We start from the raw sequence: 16,816 nt of genomic DNA on the forward strand, positions 1-16,816 counted from the left end.
AGGGAAAAGGGAAAAGTTTCCTGCCTCCTGCCTCCTGCCCCCTGCCTTCTTCACACGTACTTTCTGAAGGCTAAGGTGACATTATGACCACCAAAACCAAAGGAATTTGATAGGGCTACCTGGACTGTTTGAGCGCGACTAGCGTGAGGAACATAATCTAGGTCACAATCTGGGTCGAGGTTTTCGATATTAATGGTAGGTGGAATTTGGTCATGAGCAGTTGCCAAGACTGTGGCTACAGCTTCAATACCTCCAGAACCGCCCAAAAGATGACCTGTCATTGATTTGGTAGAACTAACGGCTATTTTATAAGCATGATCGCCCAAAGCTCTTTTAATCGCTGCGGTTTCAGTGGTATCATTAGCGGCAGTGCTAGTACCGTGAGCATTGATATAACTTACTTGTTCTGGGGTGATACCTGCATCCTTGATGGCCAATTGAATGGCTCTAGAGGCTCCTTCACCGCCCGGAACTGGGGATGTCATATGGTAGGCATCACAGGTCATGCCATAACCAATAATTTCAGCATAAATACGCGCTCCACGACTTAGAGCGTGTTGCAGTTCTTCTAAAATCAGGACTCCCGCACCTTCACCCATGACAAATCCGTCGCGATCGCGGTCAAAGGGTCGGCAAGCATGAGCTGGGTCATCATTGCGAGTTGATAAAGCGCGTGCCGCCGCAAATCCTGCTACACCCAAGGGTGTAATTGCTGCCTCAGCCCCACCGCAAATCATTGCTTGGGCATAACCGTTCTGTACCAAGCGGAAAGCATCACCAATCGCATTAGAACCTGCGGCGCAAGCAGTGACAGTACAGTTATTAGGGCCTTTGGCTCCAGTGTGAATTGCTGTTAGTCCAGCCGCCATATTGGCGATCATCATCGGAATCATGAAGGGACTACAGCGATCTGGGCCACGATTGAGATAGATGGTTTGCTGGTCTTCCATGACCTTGAGTCCGCCTACCCCTGAACCGATAATAACTCCCACTTGTTCGGCGTTCAGTTCATTGATGACTAATCGGGAATCTGCTAATGCTTGTTTGGCTGCTGCTACGGCAAATTGAGAAAACCTGTCCATGCGCTTGGCTTCTTTGCGATCCAAGTACTCATGGGGGTCGAAGTTTTTCACTTCCCCAGCAATGCGGCAATCATGGCTGGACGCATCAAATGCGGTTATATAATCAATGCCATTGCGTCCGCTTAACAATCCTTCCCAATATTCATCGGCTGTGTTACCAATAGGTGTAATTGCGCCGACACCCGTGACAACTACCCGTTTACGATTATGATCTGTCATGACTCAGTTAAAGGTGGCGAGAATGCTGCAAATTAAAGTACCGAGTGCTAAGGAGCCAGCCGTGTGGGCGGCTCTGCCGACTTGAGCGGACTGGCGTTGCTGAGTAGTGAGTTAAGAGAATAGACCTCTTGCACAAATAATTAAATACTCAAAATATATAACCTTAAGAGTTATTATTTCGCGTTCTTCTTTGCGTCTTAGCGCCTTTGCGTGAGCCTTAAAATAATCTTGTTAGCAACACCAAAGTATTTATGCAAGAGGTTTAATGAGAGCAAACCAGGGAGGCACAGAGAAGAACTCTAGACTCTAGACTCTTTTCTTTTAACTCTAGTCTCCTTAGCACTCATAACTCAGCACGGGCTGAACGCCCCGCTTCCGCGAACAGCACTTTCTTAAGCTGATGCGGCAACTTGGTTATTGATGTAATCCACCGCTTCTTGGACGGTTGTGATTTTTTCGGCGGCTTCATCGGGAATTTCGATATCAAATTCTTCTTCCAAAGCCATTACTAGTTCTACTGTATCTAGGGAGTCAGCCCCTAAATCATTGGCAAAATTGGCTTGTGGTGTAACTTTTTCAGCTTCCACACTGAGTTGTTCAACAACAATGCTCTTGACTTTTTCAAAAGTATCTGATTGGCTCATAGATAAAGTTCCTTAACCGGTTGCTATTTTCCGCGCTTTATGGGCGACATGGTTTTGAGCATATACATCTTATCGGAAAGCGCGATCGTCCGTATAGCGTCCCAGTTCCCAATATAGAATAGGTTGGGATCAGTAATGAGTGCTGAGTGAGTATTTTAACTTAGCACAATCTACATTCTAGGAAGAAATTGATTCTTGCGACTAACTGCGATTGTTGGTGAAAACAACAAAATATGGGCTTTGATAATGGCGATCGCGCCGGTTTTGTAAATGCTGTTGTTTAATAATTCTTACTAAATTTTTGCCGAATGTCCAAAAAAGTTACAATCCCTTATCAGTATTACCTGTAAGCGGTGATAGAAAAGTTATCATCGGGGCAGTTGCCCGAAAATCAATCTAATTTTATGCTATCTCAGACATTAAAATATGCTTACTTTCCTGGCTGTGTTGCCCAAGGTGCTTGTCGGGAACTGTATCAGTCTACTCAAGCCTTGACTCAGGCTTTGGGTATTCAACTGATTGAATTAAAAAAGGCTGCTTGTTGTGGTTCTGGCACTTTTAAAGAAGATTCCCAACTATTAGAAGATACAGTTAATGCTCGCAACATTGCTCTAGCAGAAGAATTAAATTTACCTCTACTCACCCATTGCAGCACTTGTCAGGGTGTAATTGGTCACGTTAATGAGCGTTTACAAGAGTCTCAGACAACTAACCCCGCTTATCTAGAACAGGTGAATGGTCTTTTACATAAAGAAGGTTGTTCACCTTATCGCGGTACTACCGAAGTCAAACACCTGCTTTATGCTTTAGTCACAGATTACGGCATAGAGGAAATTAGCAAACGTGTCACTCGTCAGTTATCTGGGTTGAAGTGTGCCGCTTTTTATGGTTGTTATCTACTCCGCGCCCAAAAGTTGATGCCCTATGACGACCCTTATAATCCCCAAGCGATGGAAAATGTCTTTGAGGCAGTGGGTGCAACACCAATTTATTATCGTGGACGGACTCAATGTTGCGGCTGGCCGCTTGCGAGTTATGCTACTACCGAATCTTTTAAGATGGCGGGAATGCACATCCAAGATGCTTTAGCCGCAGGTGCAGATTGTTTAGTTACGCCTTGTCCTTTATGCCATCTCAACTTAGATTCTCGTCAGCCAGAGGTGGAAAAAGTTATCGGTCGTAAACTAGGTTTACCAGTGCTGCACCTACCCCAGTTAATTGCTTTGGCTTTAGGAATTAGTCCTCAAGAATTAGGATTAGACCGCCATATTGTTTCCACAAAACCAGTGTTACAAAAGTTAGGAATTAGTCATTAGTCATTAGTCCATAGTCAATAGTCCACAGTCTATAGAAAAGGTGAGGAGAAAAAAAGGGCAAGGATTGTTGTTTTTTCCTTTGCCCTTCCGCCTTCTGCCTCCTGGCTTCTTCAATAATTACACCCAAATTTGTACTACTTGACCTTGCAATTCTTGCCCTAACCAAGAGGTATTTTGCGAAAGTGTATATAGATTTTTCTTTTCGACTTTCCAGATTTTTTTAGGGTCAAATAAAGTTAATTCTGCTTTGTGATTAGGTGCAACTGTATTCACTTTTTGCTGTATACATGCAGATGGGCGATTACTCAAAGCCTGCCATAATTCTAAAGCTGTAAATTCTCCAGTTTCAACAAGATACTGCCAAAGTAGAGGTAATGCTAACTCAAAACCAATTGCCCCTGGCGGTGCTTCGGCGAAGGCTTGGACTTTTTCTTCGTAGGTATAGGGTGCATGATCTATGGCGATCGCATCTATTATGCCTGTCCGCACTGCCTCACGCAATGCCTTGACATCAGTGGCAGTTCCCAAGGGTGGGTCTAAATGCAGGCTAGTGTTGTAGGTTTTAATTGCTTTAGTATCTAACAATAAGTGTAGCCAAGTAGTGCTGGCGGTAATGGGTAAACCTTTGGCTTTGGCTGCTGCTATTAATTCCACACTACGGGCTGTGGAAACACGCATAATGTGTACTTGACTACTACCTGTAGCGGCAACCAACTCTAATAAGGATGCGATCGCTGTTGTTTCCGCACTAGCAGGTATAGGCGGTAAACCAAAGCGGATAGCATCTGTACATTCTCGCATGACACCATTGGAAGTGAGTGAGCGATCGCACGGCCAAAATGCTACAGGTTTTCCCAACGGCTGGACATACTCCAACAACCGCCGTACTAGGCTTAAGTTATCTAAAGGCATTCCATCAGTAAAACCAACCACCCCAGCCGCCGCTAAATCTGCCAATTCCGTCATCTGCTTACCAGCCACATCTAGGGTAATTGCACCCCAAATGTGGAGATGGGGAAGGGGAAGAGATGGGGGAGTAGGGGAAGAATTAATCTCCCTCATCTCCCTCATCCCCCTCATCTCCCCATCCCTCTGCTTCTGCAACTGTGCTACCAGTGCCGGATTATCAATCGCTGGGGATGTATCGGGTAAAATGCTGACTCTGGTAAAGCCACCAGCCGCCGCCGCCTGCATCAAAGATGTAAGCGTTTCCCGTTCTTCAAACCCTGGTTCGCCTGAGTGGCTATATAAATCCACTAAGCCAGGGCCAAGAACTAATCCCCGACAATCTCTAATTTGGGTATCAGGACTGATCTCAGAGAGATTTGTGGAGATGGCTTGAATGACACCATCAGCAATTAACACATCTGTGACTGTATCAATCCCTGAAACTGGGTCGATTACTCTTACTTGTTGCAGAAGTTCAGTTGTCATGTAAACTATCAGCGCTGGGACTGCTTGTATATTGTGATCTATATTTTGCCTATAATGCTCCAGCTGCGGTTTTATCTAATACACCACCTAGATGAGTAGTAATATTCATGGCTTGCAGTACTGGTAAACCATTTAGTCCTGATGGGTAATCAATTACGCTGACTGCACCATTACCTTGACGGAAATTCCAGAAATTGTCTGTAGGTAAGCCGAGAATATGGCACAGTAAGGTTTTATTTGTGGCATCATGAGCAACTATTAGCCCTATCTGGCGTTGATTATCTAAAGCAGTTTGGACAATATTTTGCCAAGCTGCAACGCTACGTTCCCACACCTGCTGTAAATTTTCACCTTCAGGCATTTGTACTTCCCCTGGTGTTGTCCGCCAACGGTGTAACTCACCAGGAAATTCTTGTTCTATTTCTACTTCTAATTTTCCTTCCCAGAGTCCATGACTGATTTCTCTTAAGCCGTCTTGTAACTCCAAATTTATATTTGGGTGATGACGCAAGATAAGTTCGGCTGTTTCTTTGGGACGCTGCATGGAACTACTGACAGCAAAGTCAATTGCTACGTCTTGGAGAAATACCCCAGCTTTTTGCGCCTGTTGTCTACCGTTATCGTTGAGGGGAACGTCAATTTGTCCTTGAAACCTAGTTTGACGATTCCATTCGGTTTCGCCATGACGTACCAATAATAATCTCACTCCTTGATGACCAGGGCGTAAGGAAGGCAGAGTTTCGCCTGTGTGTTGGGTTTGGTTCATTGACTCTAGCTGTACTGGTTCACCCAGTCCGCCAGCAAAATTTAACACACTGATGCCACAGTTAGATTGCTGAATGGAATGATAACGGCTGGGGTGAATACCCAAAGCTGTACTAATAAGGGCGCGATTAATGCCGTTGTGTCCGACTATGAGAATGGTTTCACCACTGTGGCGGGGTAAAATTTCTTGCCAGAACTGCCGCGCCTGTTCGTATAAAGAGAGAACTGGGAAATGTTCTTTTGTTACCCCATTGTCATTAACTAGCATTTGAAATTCATGGGGTTTTTCATGCCAAATGCGGTAATCTTCAGGAAATTTCTCCTTGACTTCCGATGTCAGCATTTTTTCCCACAAAGGCAAGTCTACTTCTAGTAGCAAATCGGAAGTTTGCACATCAGCAGACTTTCCAACTTGATTTACTAACTCAGTCTGAATGATTTGGGCTGTTTGGTTTGCCCGTTGCAGTGGGCTACTGTAAATTGCATTAAACGAAATGTTAGTGAGGGCTTTACCTACCTTACTAGCATCACTTAGACCCCGTTCCGTTAATGTTGAGACATCAGCACGTCCTTGGATGCGCCGTTCGATATTATAAGTACTTTGGCCGTGACGCACAATAATGACACGAGTCATCCGGCTTGCCCTCCTCTCTCTAAAGGACTAATTTTACTGCAAACTGCTTGCAGAATTATCCTTTAGATTGGTTATCAGCAACTTAAGAAGTTTCAAAGCACATACAAAAAGACTGTTTTTTGGAGCTGGTTATCTGACAGATGTGGTTTTTTTGGGGTGTTGGGTTTTGCTTACTAGGTTCCTTCACCCCTTGCTCAAGCTTTGACAATTTTATCGTCTGTTATCTAAATCTAGTTGCAACTGTAAGGCATTATTATCATTCTCAGACTGTTCTGCTGGTTGCAATATAACGGGCGCATCTGGGCTTGGGATTGATTGATTGAATCGTAATACATTCTGAGTTTGATTAGTCTTCTTATCATCAGAGACTGTATTGCTGTTGAAAAATTGGAAAAAATCATTCTGTGCTGATCTTTTACCAATCCCTTCTAGAGAATCACCTGTTAACTGATACTCTTGTGTATTTGGGTTTGGCTGTGCAGGTGTTTGGGCGCGAACCGAGCTTGTTAAACTGGCAATAGATAGAGTGATTGCCAAAACGGGAATAATTCTACTTTTCATTAGTTTTATCCCTATTATTGTTTGTATTTATTCTCTAGGTAAATTTTAAGATTCTAACTTCTACTATCAGTTAGATGTAATCCAGTTTGTTTGTTATGGATACTATAGAAATCTGATTACTAGAATCATACAACAATGTTATTGCAACTTTGCTGATAATTTCTTATTCTATAAATGAAATATGCTTAATTGTATATTTATTTCAGTTAAATCTGTTTAATTTTAATATTTGCTTAATCTTGTTAATTAAAGAATATTAAGTATAGCGATCGCCAAGTTTATCTATGTCATGGCGATCGCGCTAATTATCAAACCCTATACTTTCTCCAGCAATGACTCTAGTTCTTCCTTGACTGATATAGGCTGATAACCTAGTGCAAAAGCTTGAGAACTATCTAAGGAAACATCTCCTGGTCTGGGCGCAGCCATTTTTACATCTTGTTGACGGCAGGCTTTAATGCTGGTAACGGGTAATTGAAAGACTTCGGCTAATATATGTCCAAAATCATACCGAGAAATGCGTTCTTTACCGCCTAAGTGAATAATACCGTTAACTTTTTCTAATACTAATAATAAGCCCTTAGCTGCTGTTGTGGCACTGACAGGAGTGCGAAATTCATCTATAAATAAAGTCAGTTCCTCACCAGCTTGCATGGTTTGAATAAATGGCTGAATAAAGCTTTTAGCTGTGGGCGTAGCATTACCAAACATCAAAGGCATTCGACACACAGCAGCCAAGGGATAGCATCTTAATATACCCACTTCCGCTAAAACTTTTTGCTCACCATAAACATTTACAGGGCAGACAGTATCAGTTTCCTTATAAGGAGAATTTAAACCATCAAATACTAGTTCACTGGATGTAAAAGCATAAGGGATGGTAAAGTCGGCACAAAGTTCAGCCAGATTGCAAGATGCAGTGACATTAATTACATAAGATTCTTCAGGATGGGTTTGACAAAAATTAGGTTGAGATTGAGCAGCAGTATGAATTACTGCATCTGGCTGAATCTCACTAAATATCTGTTTAAGTTGTGTAAAATCTGTTAAATTAACTTTGATTAATTTGATGCCAGGAATATTTAAAATATGGGAATTATAAGTTCCATAAACCTCCCATTCTTTTTGAGCTTGTTGGCAAAGATGCCACCCTAAAAAACCACTAGCACCAGTGATTAAGAGTTTTTTCATATACAAGTTAGTAGGTATATTAATAGAAGCAACGCAGAGATTATACCGATTTGATAGCAAACCGGGAGTAGGGAGTGCTGAGTTTTGAGTGAGTTATCTACCTTGTCCAACTTGTCTACCTTGTCCCTTCCGCCTCTTACCTTCCAACTATTGGTGAAATTAAACCTACTGGGGCAAAATAGAAAGCATGACGACTGAATCTAACTCTCCAAATCTACCACCCCCAGAACCTAAACCAGAACTCGACTTGCAACCAGATGACTTTGACGATGGTGCAGGTGAGAATCACTTATCTTCAGAAATATTAGTATCACAACAAGCCCTATCTGCCATTTCTTCTTTGCAGTCACCGCAACATAAAGCCGATCTGCAACAGACTCGTTCTATCTTTGGACAACGTTCTAAACCGCCTGTAATAGTCAAACCAAGGGCATTGTTAATTACTGTGGTAGGAATGGCTATCACTGTCATTGGAATTGTCCTGAATAGCTGGATTATCGGGATTTTGGGTACTATTGTGACGTTGCTGCTATCTATAGCAATACTTTTGCCTTGGCTGCTATATGTACTTGATGAGTGGTTTACCTCTCAAGATAAAACTTTGTTTATTGCCTTTGTGGGGCTAATAGTGGCGTTGATTGGCTTTTTGCGGTTTAGTGGTGTGGGCGATCGCGTGATAAAATGGTCGGCTCAGAAAGTCAATTGGGAAGCTTCGGGTACTCTAGCGGAATGGTTTGGTGCGTTAGGACAAATTGCGATCGCAATTATTGCGGTTTACGTAGCTTGGCGACAATACGTTATATCTAAAGACTTGACAATTCAACAAAACTTGTTAACTGTTCAACAAAATATTATTACCCAACAACAAACCATCGATTCCTATTTCCAAGGTGTTTCTGATTTGGTACTGGACGAAGAAGGACTACTAGAAGACTGGCCGCAAGAAAGAGCGATCGCAGAAGGACGCACAGCAGCCATTTTTAGTAGTGTTGATGGTAGCGGTAAAGCGAAAATTTTGCGTTTTCTCTCCCGTTCTAAATTACTTACACCCCTAAAACGCGATCGCCGTTTGGGTAGAGCGATTCTCGATGGTGTCGGTGGTTACGCCGAAGACCGTCTTGAAGGTGTGCGCGTCATCGATTTAGGAGTGATGTTAGCGGGTTCCGACCTTGCTAATACCGATTTGCGGTGGACTGATCTCAGCGAAGCTAATCTTGTCCGTGCTAATCTTAGAGGTTGTGATTTAGTTAAAGCAAACCTTTCGCGGACTATTCTTTATGATGCTGACCTCAGTGGTGCTGACTTAAATGGAACTCGCTTATTTTACGGCTCAGTAGAAAAGGCTTCACCCCGCAGCCGCACCGAACCACCAAAATATAAAACAGGCGAACATACGGGCGCTGTGGTCGAAGGTGCTGATTTCAGTGATGTACAACGGATGTCTGAGGCTAACCGTTATTACTGCTGTGCTTGGGGTGGGGAAAAAACCAGAGGCACAATTCCCGGTGGTTGTGAAGGTATTCCTAACCTGCTAGGGCGTTAATGAACCTTGATGACTGTTGACTGTTGACTGGCTTAATTCTCTGGAAGGAGAATATTTAAAGAAGTACGCAAATCTGCCAAAGGCTTTTCCCACAATAGATTCCAGTCTATACCAAACAGAGGCTTGGCTTGCTTGGCCATTACCCATCCTTTGGCGATCGCATCCATGTATGGTGTTGATAGTTCAACATCGTAAATTACAGCTTTGAGAAGATTTTTCGCTACCAATGCTAACCAAAAGCGACTAGCGTATAGCTGCGATACATAAAAAGCTTCTAGTTGGATTTCTCCTAAAATACTTGTGTCGCATCCAGTAACTACGTGCCAAAGGTCGTGTGTTTCCCTAATATGCGCTCTGAAAAATTGGTGGTCGTTTTCTGCTGGCTTTAGCTGTAAAGGCTGTAAATTATTTTGTAGCATTTGGTCAGCATAGGCATATCCTAATGTGTTAGGTGGTAATTGATGGAGTTTTTGCAAATCCACCACACCTAATCTTGGACGTTGTTGAAAAGCTTGTTTTCCTTGAGGCGTGCTAGAGAGATATTCAATTACTTTTTGCAAACTATACTCATCACTTAAAGCATCGGAAAGTTTGTAAACGCAATCGAAGTTTCCATCGTATGACCTGACATAGTTAATAAAACTATTAATTGCGTTATCTTCCCAGACTGAATCTATTTTTTCTGGAGACTGCATAGTCAAGATCCTTTATTTATATATGCCAAGCAAAACACAATTTACTAACGTACAGTCAATTGACTAATACGCTTCAAAAAGCGTATAAGAAAATATATGAGAAGTATAGCTGTAGTCACATAGGTTATACCAATTGAAAAAAAGAATGCTACAGATATCTAGTAGTAGGGGCGTACAAATGTACGCCCCTAAAAATAATTAATGTATTGTAAAAAACTTTTTACGCAAGCTAATGCTTGCGTCATAGCTTATTTACTCACCTTTATTCAGGTAGGGTGAGGATTTCCACGCCATCATCTGTAACTACTATGGTATGTTCAAACTGAGCCGATAACTTGCGATCGCGTGTCACAGCCGTCCACCCATCGCCTAACATCTCGACTTCATAAGTCCCTTCATTAATCATCGGCTCAATGGTAAATACCATCCCTGGACGCAGGCGCTTACCTTTACCCTTTGTACCGTAATGAGGAATATCTGGTGCAGTATGAAAAATATTGCTGACCCCATGTCCTACAAAGTCACGCACCACGGAGAAGCCTTGAGCCTCAGCATACTCTTGAATTGCTGCCCCAATATCGCCAATCTTCGCCCCTGGCTTAACTTCTGCAATGCCTAAATTCAGACACTCTTGCGTTACTTCCACTAGTTTCTTAACTTTGGAGGGAGCATCACCCACAATAAAAGTCTTAGATGTGTCGCCGTGGTAGCCTTCAACAATTGGGGTGACATCAATGTTAATAATGTCACCTTCTTTTAATATTTGTTTGGCATTGGGAATACCATGACAGATGACTTCGTTGACACTGGTACAAATCGACTTAGGAAATCCTTTATACCCTAAAGGAGCGCTTTTAGCTCCGTGTGCCTGTGTCCAGCGTTCCGCCTCATCATTAAGTTCTAAGGTACTCACCCCTGGCTTTACCATTTGTTCCAGGTGTTGCAAGAGTTTCGCCGCCAAGCGTCCCGCCTGCCGCATTTTTTCTATTTCGCGTTGAGAGAGGATAACAATAAACTCTGTTTTCATGCAATTTAATTTAACGCATCTGTTAAAAATATAGTTGTGCCTATCTGTGCGGCTCTTTTAGCGGCATCAGCAACTTTGAGAGTGTATAGGCTTTCTTCTGGAGTGACGTACAAAGGAACGCCATCAAAAAGATGTGCCAACACCATGCTTGTGTCTTTAGCAAATAAACCCCGGCGAGTACCTACCTCTATAGGTGTGCTTTCTCCTGACTGGATAAACAACCCTGTATCTCCATCAAAGATTAAACCGCCGTTATCACCATGAACTTCAAACTTGCGTTCTGGTTGCCACAAACTTTCACCTTTGCCGTAGATTACTTGGGCTAATAATCCATTAGTAAAGCACAATTGAGTTATGCAAAAACAGGCCTGGTAATATTCCTCTTCTACTTCCCAATAGCGTTGATGACAGTTAACGCTAAAGACTTTGCCAAACAAATCTGTTAGCCGATGTAAGCGGGAAAGCGCACCAATTAGAGGAAAGCCGAACATGTCGTGGTTGTAAGTCCATTTGCGAGGTGCAGGGTTTTGGGGGTTAATGGTGCTGTAGCGCACGTAAAACAAATGACCTACTTTTTCTAGGTTTTGCTTTAAGGCTTGATGTAAGCCGCCTAAAAGCTCAATGTGTTCAACGTGGAGTAATTTTTTTTGTGCTTTGGCTAGGGCAATTAATTCTTCTGCTTCACTCAAATCCACTGATAAGGGATACTCTACAATAACGTGTTTCCCACCCGAGAGAGCAGCACGCGCGATCGCCCCATGATCCCGATTTATTGTACAAATAACTACCAAGTCTATATCTTCACGCTCTACTAACTGCTGCCAGCCAGCGATCGCCTCAGTTTGGAAATCTTGAGCAAAAGCCTGGGTTCTCTCTAGTGTATTCCCAGCTATGGCGATTAAGTGCGATCGCTCATCTTGTAAAAAAGCCTCTGCCCTTAATTTTGCCGCATACCCTGTACCAACAATACCTACACGTACTTTTGCCAAAGCCGCCTCCCTGTTCTACACAATGTCACAAGTGCTGCTGCCAACTACCGTTATCAATTATCACAGACAAACGGAGAGTAGGGATTGGGGGGAGATGTAGTTCGACTACGCTCACCAACCGGAAGTGGGGGGAGATAATAATTCACTTGTGCCTTCTGCATTTATTTTGATATTTTCGTTTCAAGCCATAAGTTTTACTGATAAGTATGACTTTTTTGGGGTTCAAGTATAAATAAAACTTATTTTTATCAGGTAACTAAATTTCATTACTAATCGTGGTGGATTTCCAGTTATATACTTGACTTTTTCTCGTAGTATCAGAAGTGAACTAATTTTAAATCTACGGCTAATCATCTACGAGTGGCCGTGTAGATTCCCTTTAGGATAAATTATACTGCCGTTCACACAAGAGAGGATTACGAAAATGGCAACTTACAAGGTTACATTGATCAACGAAGCTGAAGGAACTAAGAATGAAATCGAAGTTCCCGATGATGAATATATTTTAGACGCTGCGGAAGAACAGGGTTATGATCTGCCCTTTTCTTGTCGTGCAGGTGCTTGCTCAACCTGTGCTGGTAAATTAGTGTCTGGTACTGTTGACCAATCTGACCAATCATTCTTAGACGACGATCAAATCGAAGCTGGATATGTATTGACTTGTGTGGCTTATCCTACTTCTGATGTAACCATCCAAACCCACAAAGAAGAAGACCTCTACTAAGAGTCAAATCAGTAGGAAAATAGAGCTAGAGACTAGAGTTAAAGACTAGTTTCTAGCTTTTTTGTCATTAGTCATTAGTCAGTAGTCAGTAGGGGCGGGTTAATAGAGAAATTCATGGCGAAAATAAATATGTCAGTTAAACCCGCCCGTACAACATTCCATAGTCAAAAGTTATTCTCCCCTACTCCTCTGCTTCCACTCCCCCCACTCCCACTTCCCACTACTTAACTTAAAACTCGATTTCCTCGCTGAGACGTTGCAGTTTTGTACCAGGATAGTAAAATTGGAGAATTTTAGAGTTAGACCAACCTAGCTTGGCTAAATTTTGCGCTCCAGTTTGACTCAAGCCAACGCCATGTCCTAAACCACCGCCAATGAAAGCAAATCCCCACAAATCTTCTTTTCCTTTGTTGAGTGGCACTAGGTAAAAAAGTGTACTAACAGGAGCAGCAAAGGCGCTACGAACTTCGTCTTTATGTAAGGTAAATATACCAATATCTGTTCTGACTGCTAGTTCTAGAATACGTCCGCTCGGACTACGCTCGGTGATAGCCATTGCCTCAATAGTTTTGAACTTGGCATAAGGACTATTTTTTGCCCGTAAAAACTTCTGCAAATCTTTGATAATTTTATCTAAGGGCGTTTCTTTATACCAACGAAATATATCCCAGCTACTTTCATTAAATCCTTGTTGCAAGCTAATAAATTTTTGGAAGTTCTTTTCATCTTTTAAATTCTGCTTAGAGAAATCCCAAATATTGGTAGGTGCATCGATTACTGGACGCAGATAAGGGCGATCCTCACCATTCCAAACATCGCTAAAGGAAGCAGTAATTCCACCAGTCGTAGATGAATAAAGTGCATCTATTAGTTGATTATTATAGGTAAGTACCATACCCCTAGTCGCGGCGATCGCTTTATCTATTCTGGCGTTTGTACCACCCAAACCGTAATACACTTGGCAGTGGGTATCTGCACACAACTGATAATTATCTATAGCAAATCTACGTAAATTTTTCAGAGCATAAGTCCGAGCTAAAATTGCTTGGGCTTCTACTGATGCTGTTGGTGCATTAGTCCCAATTTCATAAGGAACAACACCACGTAAATAAGTTTCCAATGATACATTATTCACAAGAGTATATGTACCATAAGCATTAGGCTGAATATTAATTCGCCCAGAATACAATCGAGATGTATTTAGCTTTTCGCCTTTTTTCAAGCGAATTAAGTTTTTAGCTGTGCTGATCTCTACGGTATTTGGGGTGTAGCGCTTACCATCCACTACCCAACTAACTCGCGGCACTTTTGGCTGAACTCTAGTATCAATGTATGCTAAATCATTACCAGCAGCTTTAACACTCCCAAATAACAAGCGTCGCAGCAAGGGCGTTCTATAAACATCCCGCTTTGCCCACACTTGCCAACGGTCTGGCTGGGCTATTTCTACCTCTATTCCTTGCTTACGCCAATTTTCGGCACTGTTTTCTGCCGTTTCGTAGGTGCGATACGTACCTAAAACTACAACCTCTTCAATGGCTGGTTTGGGTAAGGCTTGCATCACTGTCTCTAGTTTGACGGGTTTTTCGGTCAGGATGACTTGCTCTTTGTTACCCTCAGCAAACTTGAGTTTTAAGCGATCGCCTGTTGTTGGTTCTATTTGCAATTTGGCTGTAGGTTCTGCCCCAAATCGCTGCACAATCCCAATTTTTAGTTCTAAATCTTTGATTTTATCTTCAGTTGCTGATGCGCCTGTCAATCCCAATATACAGAATGTCATCAGCACTGAATAGGAAAAACGCCAAAAAGGACGTTTGACACCTTTGTGATTTTTTTCTTCTGGGATTTGGCGTTGAGCTGCTGGCAATTGCTCTATAAATTCGTGGTTTTGTCGCATGAACGTTCCAAAATAATACCCTTACCAATTTTGCTCTAAAAAAAGTTGCAAAACGAAGTCATTATGACTATGATTTATATAGAGATACGAAACAGTATTAGTTGAGTTTACTCCTCATGGTTAGGGTACAAGAAATTCCATTAAATCAGATTAAACGACCATTGCCCCGTGGCAACGATCCTCAAAAAGTACAAGCCCTAATGGAATCGATTGCAGCAATTGGGCAACAAGAACCCATAGATGTTCTAGAGGTAGATGGGCAGTATTATGGCTTTTCTGGTTGCCATAGATATGAAGCCTGCCAACGTCTTGGGAAAGAAACCATTTTAGCGAGAGTTCGCAAAGCTCCGCGTAGTGTTTTGAAGATGCACTTAGCGTAGAGAATGGGAGTGGGGAATAGGGAGTAGGGAGTGGGGGCAATACGGTTCGGATAAGCATTTTGAACTAATAATTGGTTTAGGGAAAAGGTTAAAGGGTAAGGGTTAAAGGTTTTTTCTTCCCTTTTCCCCTTCGCCTTTCCCCTTTAACCGAACCGTATTGGGAGTGGGGGGAGTGGAGAGAGATGTAGTTCTCTGCGAGACGCTCCGCGTAGCTTGCTTCCACGGAGTGGTACGACTACGCTCACCAACCGGACGTGGGGGGAGTAGTGGAAGAATTAATCTCCCTCATCTCCCTCATCTCTCCCATCTCTTGCCAGTTCCCAATTAATAATAATTACTCAATTAGGAGACATTTATGGCATCTCAAGGAACAATTAACAATGTAAATATCGGCATTGATGAAGGCAATCGGGCTAAAATCGCCGAAGGGTTGTCTCGCCTGTTGGCTGATACCTATACACTTTATTTGAAAACACATAATTTTCATTGGAACGTGACAGGGCCAATGTTTCAAACACTGCACCTCATGTTTGAAACACAGTATACAGAATTAGCCTTAGCAGTGGATTTAATTGCTGAAAGAATTAGATCACTTGGTTATCCTGCACCTGGAACTTATAGCGAATATGCCAAACTGAGTTCAATTGCCGAAACTCCTGGGGTTCCTAAAGCTCACGAAATGATTCGCTTGCTAGTGGAAGGACAGGAAGCTGTTGTGAGAACAGCACGTTCTATTTTTCCTGTGGTAGATGAAGCTAACGACGAACCCACCGCCGATTTGCTAACTCAACGGATGCAGGTACATGAAAAAACTGCTTGGATGTTGAGAAGTTTACTGGAAGAATAAGAGGGAGTAGGGAGTAGGGATAAGAAATTTAAGAGGAAACCCCACCCATAATATAGTTTCTTAATCCCCAATCCCTAATGTCTAATTTCTCTCAAAAGTTGCAAAACTTAATGCAACAGGTAGGTATTTCTAGTTTTAAAGCTCTGAGCCGCCAAGCTGGCGTTTCAGAGTATCAAGTGTTGCGCCTGCGCCAAGGCAAGCTAAAACAGATGCGCTTAGAAATCTTGTTAAAGCTGTCAAAGGCGCTACAAATACCCCTGAGCCAATTATTATCAACTTTCTTAGAATCAGATATTGAATCCTCTCCACTCCCGAACACACAAGAAATCGCTGACTTAAAAAGAGAGTATGAGCGATCGCAGCTACAACTACAACAACAACGAGAAATATTACACAAAGAGTTCCAGCAGTCGAGTTTACAACTGTTGGAACCTTTGTTATTGCAATGGCCGACAGCCGCTAAGAAAGCGCAAGAGAATCATCAACTAGCAGCTGTGAAAATTGTGCCTTTAGTACAAAATTCTTTAGAAAAATTATTAAAAGCGTGGGGGATAGAAGCGATCGCACCTGTAGGATCTGACATACCTTATGATCCCCAACTGCATCAATTAAAAGGCGGAACAGCACAGCCTGGTGAAATAGTGAGAGTTACCCACGCTGGCTATCTGCAAGGCGAAAGGCTACTTTATCGTGCCACAGTGGAAAAATTATAGCGATCGCACTCAGCAAAACTTTAGCCCTTCCCGCAAAACTCAAGTCCATTTACTAGCAGATTGGCAGATACTAACAGTAAGTATTTTTATTTATTGAAGGTAAAATACTTTGGAATCCCTGAGAGTGAAAAACCACTCATCAAATAGGTAGTTGC

General features: G+C 42.4%; 16 protein-coding genes. 6 read left to right on the plus strand and 10 right to left on the minus strand.

Annotated elements, in window-relative coordinates:
* Positions 1-50: 50 nt before the first annotated feature.
* Positions 51-1,301 carry a beta-ketoacyl-ACP synthase II gene (gene fabF, locus NSMS1_RS25950; protein WP_224087550.1) on the minus strand — a complete coding sequence of 417 codons (1,251 nt, stop codon included), beginning with the start codon at positions 1,299-1,301 and terminating at the stop codon, positions 51-53.
* Positions 1,302-1,693: 392 nt separating this feature from the next.
* On the minus strand, positions 1,694-1,945 hold the full coding sequence (locus NSMS1_RS25955) for an acyl carrier protein (RefSeq protein ID WP_224087551.1): 252 nt from the start codon (positions 1,943-1,945) through the stop codon (positions 1,694-1,696).
* A 404-nt stretch (positions 1,946-2,349) separates the two neighbouring features.
* Between NSMS1_RS25955 and NSMS1_RS25960 the strand changes: the two genes are divergently transcribed.
* Positions 2,350-3,261, plus strand: a complete 912-nt coding sequence (locus NSMS1_RS25960) for a CoB--CoM heterodisulfide reductase iron-sulfur subunit B family protein (RefSeq protein WP_224087552.1) — start codon at positions 2,350-2,352, stop codon at positions 3,259-3,261.
* Positions 3,262-3,378: 117 nt separating this feature from the next.
* Here the strand turns inward: NSMS1_RS25960 and NSMS1_RS25965 are convergent, their stop codons facing one another.
* The 4 genes from NSMS1_RS25965 to NSMS1_RS25980 form a co-directional block, all read right to left on the minus strand.
* Complete coding sequence (locus NSMS1_RS25965; RefSeq protein WP_224087553.1) at positions 3,379-4,695, minus strand: dihydroorotase; 1,317 nt, start codon at positions 4,693-4,695, stop codon at positions 3,379-3,381.
* A 49-nt stretch (positions 4,696-4,744) separates the two neighbouring features.
* Complete coding sequence (locus NSMS1_RS25970) at positions 4,745-6,094, minus strand: histidine phosphatase family protein (RefSeq protein WP_224087554.1); 1,350 nt, start codon at positions 6,092-6,094, stop codon at positions 4,745-4,747.
* A 210-nt stretch (positions 6,095-6,304) separates the two neighbouring features.
* Positions 6,305-6,655, minus strand: a complete 351-nt coding sequence (locus tag NSMS1_RS25975) for a hypothetical protein (RefSeq protein WP_224087555.1) — start codon at positions 6,653-6,655, stop codon at positions 6,305-6,307.
* A 315-nt stretch (positions 6,656-6,970) separates the two neighbouring features.
* Entirely contained in the window at positions 6,971-7,846 is an 876-nt protein-coding gene (locus NSMS1_RS25980; protein WP_224087556.1) for an SDR family oxidoreductase, read from the minus strand.
* Positions 7,847-8,033: 187 nt separating this feature from the next.
* Between NSMS1_RS25980 and NSMS1_RS25985 the strand changes: the two genes are divergently transcribed.
* Positions 8,034-9,389 carry a pentapeptide repeat-containing protein gene (locus tag NSMS1_RS25985; RefSeq protein ID WP_224087557.1) on the plus strand — a complete coding sequence of 452 codons (1,356 nt, stop codon included), beginning with the start codon at positions 8,034-8,036 and terminating at the stop codon, positions 9,387-9,389.
* 32 nt (positions 9,390-9,421) lie between these two features.
* Here NSMS1_RS25985 and NSMS1_RS25990 read toward each other — a convergent pair whose 3' ends face one another.
* The 3 genes from NSMS1_RS25990 to NSMS1_RS26000 form a co-directional block, all read right to left on the minus strand.
* Positions 9,422-10,084 carry a Coq4 family protein gene (locus NSMS1_RS25990; RefSeq protein WP_224087558.1) on the minus strand — a complete coding sequence of 221 codons (663 nt, stop codon included), beginning with the start codon at positions 10,082-10,084 and terminating at the stop codon, positions 9,422-9,424.
* Positions 10,085-10,346: 262 nt separating this feature from the next.
* A complete protein-coding gene (map, locus tag NSMS1_RS25995; RefSeq protein ID WP_224087559.1) occupies positions 10,347-11,111 on the minus strand; it encodes a type I methionyl aminopeptidase in 765 nt (254 codons plus the stop codon).
* A 5-nt stretch (positions 11,112-11,116) separates the two neighbouring features.
* On the minus strand, positions 11,117-12,100 hold the full coding sequence (locus NSMS1_RS26000) for a Gfo/Idh/MocA family protein (RefSeq protein WP_224087560.1): 984 nt from the start codon (positions 12,098-12,100) through the stop codon (positions 11,117-11,119).
* 424 nt (positions 12,101-12,524) lie between these two features.
* On the opposite strand from NSMS1_RS26000, the gene petF1 reads away from it, so the two are divergent.
* Complete coding sequence (petF1, locus tag NSMS1_RS26005) at positions 12,525-12,824, plus strand: ferredoxin PetF1 (protein ID WP_224087561.1); 300 nt, start codon at positions 12,525-12,527, stop codon at positions 12,822-12,824.
* A 229-nt stretch (positions 12,825-13,053) separates the two neighbouring features.
* Here the strand turns inward: petF1 and NSMS1_RS26010 are convergent, their stop codons facing one another.
* Complete coding sequence (locus NSMS1_RS26010) at positions 13,054-14,721, minus strand: SpoIID/LytB domain-containing protein (protein ID WP_224087562.1); 1,668 nt, start codon at positions 14,719-14,721, stop codon at positions 13,054-13,056.
* Between the two features lie 116 nt (positions 14,722-14,837).
* On the opposite strand from NSMS1_RS26010, the gene NSMS1_RS26015 reads away from it, so the two are divergent.
* From NSMS1_RS26015 to grpE, 3 genes are all read left to right on the plus strand, one after another.
* On the plus strand, positions 14,838-15,101 hold the full coding sequence (locus NSMS1_RS26015; RefSeq protein WP_224087563.1) for a ParB N-terminal domain-containing protein: 264 nt from the start codon (positions 14,838-14,840) through the stop codon (positions 15,099-15,101).
* 355 nt (positions 15,102-15,456) lie between these two features.
* Positions 15,457-15,948, plus strand: a complete 492-nt coding sequence (locus NSMS1_RS26020; RefSeq protein ID WP_224087564.1) for a Dps family protein — start codon at positions 15,457-15,459, stop codon at positions 15,946-15,948.
* A 77-nt stretch (positions 15,949-16,025) separates the two neighbouring features.
* Positions 16,026-16,661 (plus strand): nucleotide exchange factor GrpE, encoded by a 636-nt coding sequence (gene grpE / locus NSMS1_RS26025; protein WP_224087565.1) that lies wholly within the window; start codon positions 16,026-16,028, stop codon positions 16,659-16,661.
* Positions 16,662-16,816 lie beyond the last annotated feature (155 nt).

The organism is Nostoc sp. MS1, assembly GCF_019976755.1.
Lineage (GTDB): Bacteria > Cyanobacteriota > Cyanobacteriia > Cyanobacteriales > Nostocaceae > Trichormus.

Excerpts from the sequence above, each read along its gene's own strand:
- fabF (WP_224087550.1), bottom strand. The coding sequence starts at position 1,301 with ATGACAGATCATAATCGTAAACGGGTAGTTGTCACGGGTGTCGGCGCA.
- NSMS1_RS25955 (WP_224087551.1), bottom strand. The coding sequence starts at position 1,945 with ATGAGCCAATCAGATACTTTTGAAAAAGTCAAGAGCATTGTTGTTGAA.
- NSMS1_RS25960 (WP_224087552.1), top strand. The coding sequence starts at position 2,350 with ATGCTATCTCAGACATTAAAATATGCTTACTTTCCTGGCTGTGTTGCC.
- NSMS1_RS25965 (WP_224087553.1), bottom strand. The coding sequence starts at position 4,695 with ATGACAACTGAACTTCTGCAACAAGTAAGAGTAATCGACCCAGTTTCA.
- NSMS1_RS25970 (WP_224087554.1), bottom strand. The coding sequence starts at position 6,094 with ATGACTCGTGTCATTATTGTGCGTCACGGCCAAAGTACTTATAATATC.
- NSMS1_RS25975 (WP_224087555.1), bottom strand. The coding sequence starts at position 6,655 with ATGAAAAGTAGAATTATTCCCGTTTTGGCAATCACTCTATCTATTGCC.
- NSMS1_RS25980 (WP_224087556.1), bottom strand. The coding sequence starts at position 7,846 with ATGAAAAAACTCTTAATCACTGGTGCTAGTGGTTTTTTAGGGTGGCAT.
- NSMS1_RS25985 (WP_224087557.1), top strand. The coding sequence starts at position 8,034 with ATGACGACTGAATCTAACTCTCCAAATCTACCACCCCCAGAACCTAAA.
- NSMS1_RS25990 (WP_224087558.1), bottom strand. The coding sequence starts at position 10,084 with ATGCAGTCTCCAGAAAAAATAGATTCAGTCTGGGAAGATAACGCAATT.
- map (WP_224087559.1), bottom strand. The coding sequence starts at position 11,111 with ATGAAAACAGAGTTTATTGTTATCCTCTCTCAACGCGAAATAGAAAAA.
- petF1 (WP_224087561.1), top strand. The coding sequence starts at position 12,525 with ATGGCAACTTACAAGGTTACATTGATCAACGAAGCTGAAGGAACTAAG.
- NSMS1_RS26010 (WP_224087562.1), bottom strand. The coding sequence starts at position 14,721 with ATGCGACAAAACCACGAATTTATAGAGCAATTGCCAGCAGCTCAACGC.
- NSMS1_RS26015 (WP_224087563.1), top strand. The coding sequence starts at position 14,838 with ATGGTTAGGGTACAAGAAATTCCATTAAATCAGATTAAACGACCATTG.
- NSMS1_RS26020 (WP_224087564.1), top strand. The coding sequence starts at position 15,457 with ATGGCATCTCAAGGAACAATTAACAATGTAAATATCGGCATTGATGAA.
- grpE (WP_224087565.1), top strand. The coding sequence starts at position 16,026 with ATGTCTAATTTCTCTCAAAAGTTGCAAAACTTAATGCAACAGGTAGGT.